Annotated in this window: 7 protein-coding genes; 6 read left to right on the top strand and 1 reads right to left on the bottom strand. The window is 31.5% G+C overall.

Translation table 11 applies throughout. From position 1 onward, the window contains the following. Window positions 1-103: 103 nt before the first annotated feature. The gene (locus C8N26_RS12180; protein ID WP_120187517.1) at window positions 104-1,096 is read right to left on the bottom strand and encodes a GTP pyrophosphokinase; all 993 of its coding nucleotides are present in this window, start codon (window positions 1,094-1,096) and stop codon (window positions 104-106) included. A gap of 285 nt (window positions 1,097-1,381) precedes the next feature. Between C8N26_RS12180 and C8N26_RS12175 the strand changes: the two genes are divergently transcribed. The 6 genes from C8N26_RS12175 (at window position 1,382) to C8N26_RS12150 (ending at window position 6,929) form a co-directional block, all read left to right on the top strand. Then, window positions 1,382-2,494 (top strand): site-specific integrase, encoded by a 1,113-nt coding sequence (locus C8N26_RS12175; protein WP_111126203.1) that lies wholly within the window; start codon window positions 1,382-1,384, stop codon window positions 2,492-2,494. Further along, window positions 2,487-3,491, top strand: coding sequence for a DUF6617 family protein (locus C8N26_RS12170; protein ID WP_120187516.1), 1,005 nt, complete (start codon window positions 2,487-2,489; stop codon window positions 3,489-3,491). The genes C8N26_RS12175 and C8N26_RS12170 overlap by 8 nt, the downstream gene beginning before the upstream one ends. A 211-nt stretch (window positions 3,492-3,702) precedes the next feature. Continuing rightward, window positions 3,703-3,999, top strand: coding sequence for a helix-turn-helix domain-containing protein (locus tag C8N26_RS12165; protein WP_093026613.1), 297 nt, complete (start codon window positions 3,703-3,705; stop codon window positions 3,997-3,999). Window positions 4,000-4,001: 2 nt separating this feature from the next. Next, window positions 4,002-4,298: a helix-turn-helix domain-containing protein gene (locus tag C8N26_RS12160; protein WP_072349425.1), complete on the top strand. Its 297-nt coding sequence runs from the start codon at window positions 4,002-4,004 to the stop codon at window positions 4,296-4,298. Further along, a complete protein-coding gene (locus tag C8N26_RS12155) occupies window positions 4,285-5,193 on the top strand; it encodes a BT4734/BF3469 family protein (RefSeq protein ID WP_120187515.1) in 909 nt (302 codons plus the stop codon). Before C8N26_RS12160 ends, C8N26_RS12155 begins: the two co-directional genes overlap by 14 nt. Next, on the top strand, window positions 5,190-6,929 hold the full coding sequence (locus tag C8N26_RS12150) for a DUF3987 domain-containing protein (RefSeq protein ID WP_120187514.1): 1,740 nt from the start codon (window positions 5,190-5,192) through the stop codon (window positions 6,927-6,929). Before C8N26_RS12155 ends, C8N26_RS12150 begins: the two co-directional genes overlap by 4 nt. Window positions 6,930-6,931: the final 2 nt, after the last annotated feature.

Raw genomic sequence — 6,931 nt, 5'->3', positions numbered from 1 at the left:
TAGTAAAAAGTGGTTTACCTTATGATGCAAATTATAAAAGTACTTTGGTTTAAAAAAGTATAAAATTTACTTGTTTTTTACCTCAGTTCTTTGTTGGGCATAGTTATTCTAAAAGTTCTTTCCAATCATTTGGAATTCCCATTTTTGACATTAATTTTTTATTTGTTAATCCTACAGAAATTATTGTAGCAACCGAACTAGAGTGAAAGTTAGGATGATCATCAAATTTTGGCTGTTTCTGCTCAAACTTTTTAATACCTTTATTTACTAGGTTGTCTAAATCTAATAACTTGCTTAAATCTACTGCATTTATTAGTTCCTTAAAAGCAATGGAAGATTGATCATCAAAGGTTTCTAAAGGAAGTTTTGGGAACTTCCAAGAAATGTATTGTTTGAATGAATCAAGATTTAATTCCGTATTTAGAAATTCATCAGGACTGCTTTTTGATTTATCTACATTTTTGATATATGTTTCCCTCATTTCGCGAAGTTGATTAAACTGATCATCAGCAGTTTCAAACAAGCCAGCTAGACTATTTAGCTTTCTGCGTAACTCTTTAGGAACAGAAGAAGTATTTTTGTAGACTAAATGATGGTCAATAATTGACCATGCATCTTGTAATACAGTTCTTATTTGAATTTCACAATTTTTATCAACCAAATTATCATATCTAGCACCTGCATGATTTTTATTTAGTTGTACAATGTAATGTATAGCTCCATAACCAAATTTATCAACTCCTTTGTCATTTAGTTTATCTACTTTTTCAATAATTTTAAAATTATCTTTGACAATTTTTTCGATTTTATCAAAATCAGAATTATATAAGAAAACTAATCTCACTCCAGCGAAATCAGTTATTTCAGAAAAAGGATCTTTATACTTTTTTCTTGTGATTTTTTCTAAAAAACTATTTAGTGTTTTTGATCTTTTGCTGATAGCTGAATATTCTAAATCACTTTCTTCCATAGCGAACTTTAGAACAAAAGCTATTTCATCGCAAAGTTGCTCATAAATGTGTCGTTGATCAATAAACTGTTTGATAGTTTTCGCATTATCTAGCCAAACTTTTTCGTCAATATTTTTATGTGCCATCCTTATTTTTTAATTATGCCCAACGTATTTGTGTATGATTTTTTGCGGGAAAAGGGCGCGAGTCGTTTTCCGATGTTTTGGAAAGATAATTAATAAGATTGAATTTCCTTTAGGAAATTCATTATCTTTCTTTTGTTTGTTATCTATCTATTAATCATTGCTTTACAGGGTTTTCAGTGTTCTTTTTTGTTGCCAAACTACCCTTTTTTGCTTATATTTGTTGCCGTATTGTTGCCCATATAACACTCTTAAAACGCATAGTATAACACAGTAAATATAAGGAAAATGAAAGTTACTTTACGCCAACGTAGAAAAGGGAAACGAATTAGTTTATATCTTGATTATTACGAAAACGGAAATCGTAAGTACGAGTACTTGAAATTATATTTAACGCCAGAACCCGACAAAGGGTCCTTAACTAAAGCACAGAAATTAGAAAACAAGAAAATCTTACAACTTGCTGAAAGCATCAGAGCCAAAAGACATTTAGAGGTACAGAATAATATTTATGGTTTTGAAAATAAAGAAAAGAAACAAGGCAATTTTTTCGTGTATTTAGAACAATGGATTGAAAGACGTTCAGAAAGTAAAGGTAATTTAGGTGTATGGAATAGTACTCTAAAACATTTAAAAGATTATCATCCTACGGGAATTTCTTTTGAAAGAATAGATGAAGAGTGGGTAGAAGGTTTTAAAGAGTATTTAGACAAAAAAGCACTTTCCAGAAGTAAAAGACCATTAAGCCAAAACACAAAATCAGCATATTTTAAAAAACTTTTAGCTGTATTACGACAAGCTGTTAAAGAAAAAGTAATTCAATACAATCCTGCTATTTCAGTTGAAAATTTTAAAGAAGAAGATACACATATGGAATTTTTAACTTTAGAAGAAGTTAGAAAGCTTTTTAATACAGATAGCAGACATCCACAATTAAAAAATGCTTTTCTATTTTCCTGCCTTACAGGTTTACGTTGGTCAGATATTACAAAACTTCAATGGTCTGAAATCCAATATTCAGAAACCTATGGAAATTTTATTAGATTTAAGCAAAAGAAAACTAAAGGAGCTGAAACCTTACCAATTTCCGAACAAGCATTTGAATTGTTAGGAGAAAAAGGCGAATCGACTAAAAAAGTTTTCGAGAATATTAATAACGTTCAGAGAAATTATGACCTACTAAAAGAATGGGTTGGTGATGCAGAAATTAAGAAGAATATCACGTTCCATTGTGCGCGACATTCATTTGCAACATTACAACTGACTTTGGGTACTGATATATATACAGTATCAAAAATGTTAGGTCATAAGAATTTGAAAACAACTCAAATTTACGCTAAAGTAATTGATGACAAAAAGAAACAAGCAGCTTACAGAATAAACCTTAACCCAAATGGCTAAAGACTTATTTATCGACTTACTGTATGTGGAAAAGGTTACTGATGATAAAAGAACCGAAAACCAATTTAAAGAGCTTTTAAAAGGCTTTAAAAAGCAATACCTCAATACAACGCCTAAATATGAAATCGACTTCAAAAAGGCGTATTCTAACAAGCGTAAATACTATTTAAAATTAATAGAAAACGAGTACATCAAAAATTTTAATCAAATTAATAATGCACTTGATGCAAACTCAACAGCTGATCACTTGTCTTTTCTATATGATAATGCTCACCGTAAATTTTTAAATTATTTAACCCAGATTAAAAATTACATTTCAGATAATGTTATTGTTGAAAGTTTGTCTTTAAAGCCAATTCAAAATGATAAATCTGATGAAGCCTATATCATTTCATTTTTAAAAGCAAATGCGATGATGCTTTTTATGGAACTTCAAGAACGATTTTCAGAATTAAGTGATGCTGAAATTTATACAATAGAAGAACTGCACGAAGTATTTTTTAATGAAGAACCACCTCAAGAGTTAATTGTAAAATCCTATTCCGGTGCAGAAATAAAAACGGTCAGGAAACAAGTAAAACAAAGTTCAATTTTCAACGCTATACAAGGTGATTTTAGAAAGGAAAACAATGATGTCTTATCCTATAACGCACTTATTAATAAGATTAAACAAAGAGAATTTGCAAAATTAGAGGAGCTATTAAATGAAAAAGGCATTATAGATGATGAATATAACTTCATAAAGGATAGAGGTAATAAAATATTACTTGCAGCTTTTATGGTTAAGTTAACAGAAACTAAATATTTTAATGAAAGAATATTTTTTGACAGTAAACCATCTAAAAAAATAGAGCCTAAACACATTTATAAATTCTTTGCTTATAGGTATGGGCCAAGTAGTAATGCAGGTAAAGAATACCGTAGATTTTTAGGTACTGAAAAAAGAGCCTATCAAAAATTAGTTGAAGCCAATTTTTGGCTTGACCAAATCAAATAAAACTTCACCTTTTAAAAGTGGTATTTTCTCTACTTAATACCAAATAGATAATACCAAAAACGGTGTAAATCATTGTTTTACAATGGTTTAATAATACCATTTTTTCTCTTTTCTGTTATACCAAACACCTTTTTCAATATTTGTTATGTCCTTGACAATCAAGGATGACTTTTGCGCAGAAGTCCATTTTTAAATTAAAATTTATAATAAGATGGACGTTAAAATAATTGAACGTTTAGAACGCATCGAAAAGTTGTTAGTAGAACAACAAACGTTGCAAAAGCAAGTATTGAATTTCAATGAAACTTGTCAGTATTTAGAACTATCACAATCGCACTTGTATAAACTTACAAGTACGGGAGCCATTCCACACTATAAACCGAATGGTAAAAAAATCTATTTCCAACGTCAGGAATTAGACCAATGGTTATTGCGTAACCGTATGGATTCCCAAGATGAAATCGAGCAACAGGCAGCTAATTACTTAATCAAAAAAGGAAGGATTTAGTTATGACTGAAATCATCGATTTACTCTTGGCACTCTCACAAGAGATTAAGGACTTAAAGGCACGTATCGAATTAATAAGAGCTACGAGAGCAGAACGCTTAAAAGATACGTGGATTGACAATCAGGACGTAATGCAAACGCTACATATTAGCCAACGGACATTGCAAACATTCCGTTCAAATGGCACGATTCCATATAGCAAGATTCAAGGCAAGTTTTATTACAAAGTATCTGATATAGAGGAACTATTACAAAGCAATTATTATAACCCAAATTTTAAATGCGATGGAAATAAGTAAAGAGAGCATCTTAAAGAAAACGCATTACGGTTTGAATATTTACGCTTATGTATTAAGGCAGTATTATCCTAAATCAACAGTCCTTTCCTTAAAAGGAAGGGACTGTGGGATAACCCGAAATCCTTTTAATGGTGGTAAATCAACATTACAAATTAATGTTGTTGAAAATAAGGCAATGCATTACGACATAGAATTAACCGATTTTAAAGGTGATGTATTCGATTTTGCATCCTATCATTTTAAAATCATTAATGAAGAAGAATTGTTACTAAAAATCAATGAGGTACTGCATCTAAATTTTGAAGTTAAAAAAGAAGATGAATTATCCTGGTTAGATGCACCTGATGATACTTGGTATGCTTACAGCAGTTTTTACAAAGCACCAATTAGAAATGTTTTTCCAACTGAAAAAGTAAGATTACACCAAATATTTGAGCGTATTACAAGCGATAAGTATAAAAGTATCACAGAGCAATTTAGAGCGATTAAAAACCCTAAAGAAGCACGGAAATTTAAAGCAAATCATTTTGATTATGTAACATTTTCAGGTGTGTTTTCTAAACGAAATGATGATAGCTTAATTGAGCATTCATCATTATTGACAATCGATTTTGACCATTTAGAAAATCTTGAAGAACTAAAACAACAATTATTAAACGATGAATATTTCGAAACCGAAATGTTGTTTACATCACCTTCAGGAGAAGGCTTAAAATGGATAATTAGAATCGATTTATCGAAAGTGTCACACAACGAATATTTTATTGCGGTGGCCAATTACATAAAGCAAACATATAACATTGAGGTAGACCAATCGGGTAAAGACATTTCCAGAGCGTGTTTTTTATCCCACGATCCATTGGCATACCTACATAAAAGACATCAAAAGCTATGACAAAAATATTCAACCCGAAAGATTGGTTAGCTGTTCCAGAGCAAAAAGAAGTGCCTAAAAAACCAATCAACAACAAACCGACAACGGTTGTTGCAAATGATATTGAAACATATATCAACGCTTTAGAACAATTAGGTATCGATATTACTGATACTTATGAAAAGTGGCGTGATATTGGTTTTGCTATTTCAGAGGAATACGGTGAAGCTGGACGTGATTACTACCATAGAATTAGCAGAAATTATTCAGGTTACGACCATAAAGAATGCGACGAACAGTATAATAAATGCTTACAAGCAAAAGGACACGGTATAAGCATAGCAACCTTATACCACCATTTGCATCAAGTTGGTATTAAACCAAAACAGCAACAACAAGTTGTTGAAGTATCGCAACATCCAGAGGAAGAAAAACAACCATTGCCAACAATACCAACAACAGTTTACAACAACATCCCAACATTTTTGCAACAAGTAGTAAAACCATCAAGCAGTAATGAAGAACGTGATATTTTGTTGTTGGGTGCATTAACTGCATTTAGTGCCTGTTTTCCTAAATTGTTTGGTGTGTACGACCAACGGAAAGTGTTTAGCAACTTGTATTTATTTGTTACTGCACCTGCTTCAGCAGGAAAAGGGAGATTAAACCAAATTAAAAATTTGGTAAATCCTGTTCACAAAGAAAAGCGCGAACAATCCAAAACCCTAAAACAACAGCATCAAGTTGAAATGGCTACTTATAATATGAATAAGGGCAAAAGTGAAACTATGGAAAAACCGAGTAAACCACCTGAAAGAATGCTGTTTATTCCGGCTAACAATAGTGTAACAGGTGTTTATCAATTAATATCGGATAATGAAGGTAGAGGGTTAATTTTTGAAACCGAAGGAGATACTTTAGCACAAGCTTTTAAAAGTGATTACGGTAATTATTCCGATGGTTTTCGTAAAGCATTCCACCACGAAACCATTAGTTACTATCGTAGAACGGACAGAGAGTATGTAGATATTGAAAGACCTTGTTTGTCAACGGTGTTGTCTGGTACACCAAAGCAGATTCAGGCATTGGTTCCAAGTGCTGAAAATGGCTTGTTTAGTCGTTTTATGTTTTATTATATGAATATCAGACCTACTTGGAAGAACGTTTTTCAAACTGATACAACCAATGGTTTAGATGAATATTACGACCAATTAGGAAAAGAATTTTTTGGGTTATACAAAACCCTAAAAAACAATCCTGATATTGAAGTAAGGCTAACAACCGAGCAACAACAAAAGTTTAATGTGTTTTTTGAGAAGCTTCAAACCAAATACCTCAATCTTCAACCCGATGACTATATAGCAACTGTTAGACGTTTGGGGTTAATAGCATTTAGAATTATAATGTTGTTTTCTGTATTTCGCATTATGGAAGATGGTGATGTAAACCAAGTAAGATATTGTGAGGATATAGATTTTGAAAATACATTGGAAATGATAAGCGTATTAGTAAAGCACAGTAGTAAGGTGTTTAACGATTTACCTATCGAACAAAAAGAAGTAAAAAGAGCCAATCGTAAAGAACGTTTTTTAGAAGCACTACCTTATCAATTTTCAAGACAAGATTACCTAAATATAGCCGACAAAAACAAGATTCCTCATAAAACAGCAGAAGGCTATATTACTAAATTTGTTGATGCTGGTCTAATACATAGGGAAGCACATAACAATTATACAAATCCCACAAAAGCACAATAAGG

Origin of the sequence: Tenacibaculum lutimaris (genome assembly GCF_003610735.1) — a bacterium.
GTDB lineage: Bacteria > Bacteroidota > Bacteroidia > Flavobacteriales > Flavobacteriaceae > Polaribacter > Polaribacter lutimaris.
Note: the sequence above shows the minus strand (reverse complement) of the source record. Positions and strands in the feature narration are given on the sequence as shown.

Coding starts and splice junctions, on each gene's coding strand:
- C8N26_RS12160 (WP_072349425.1), top strand. CDS start 4,002: ATGACTGAAATCATCGATTTACTCTTGGCACTCTCACAAGAGATTAAG.
- C8N26_RS12170 (WP_120187516.1), top strand. CDS start 2,487: ATGGCTAAAGACTTATTTATCGACTTACTGTATGTGGAAAAGGTTACT.
- C8N26_RS12175 (WP_111126203.1), top strand. CDS start 1,382: ATGAAAGTTACTTTACGCCAACGTAGAAAAGGGAAACGAATTAGTTTA.
- C8N26_RS12165 (WP_093026613.1), top strand. CDS start 3,703: ATGGACGTTAAAATAATTGAACGTTTAGAACGCATCGAAAAGTTGTTA.
- C8N26_RS12155 (WP_120187515.1), top strand. CDS start 4,285: ATGGAAATAAGTAAAGAGAGCATCTTAAAGAAAACGCATTACGGTTTG.
- C8N26_RS12150 (WP_120187514.1), top strand. CDS start 5,190: ATGACAAAAATATTCAACCCGAAAGATTGGTTAGCTGTTCCAGAGCAA.
- C8N26_RS12180 (WP_120187517.1), bottom strand. CDS start 1,096: ATGGCACATAAAAATATTGACGAAAAAGTTTGGCTAGATAATGCGAAA.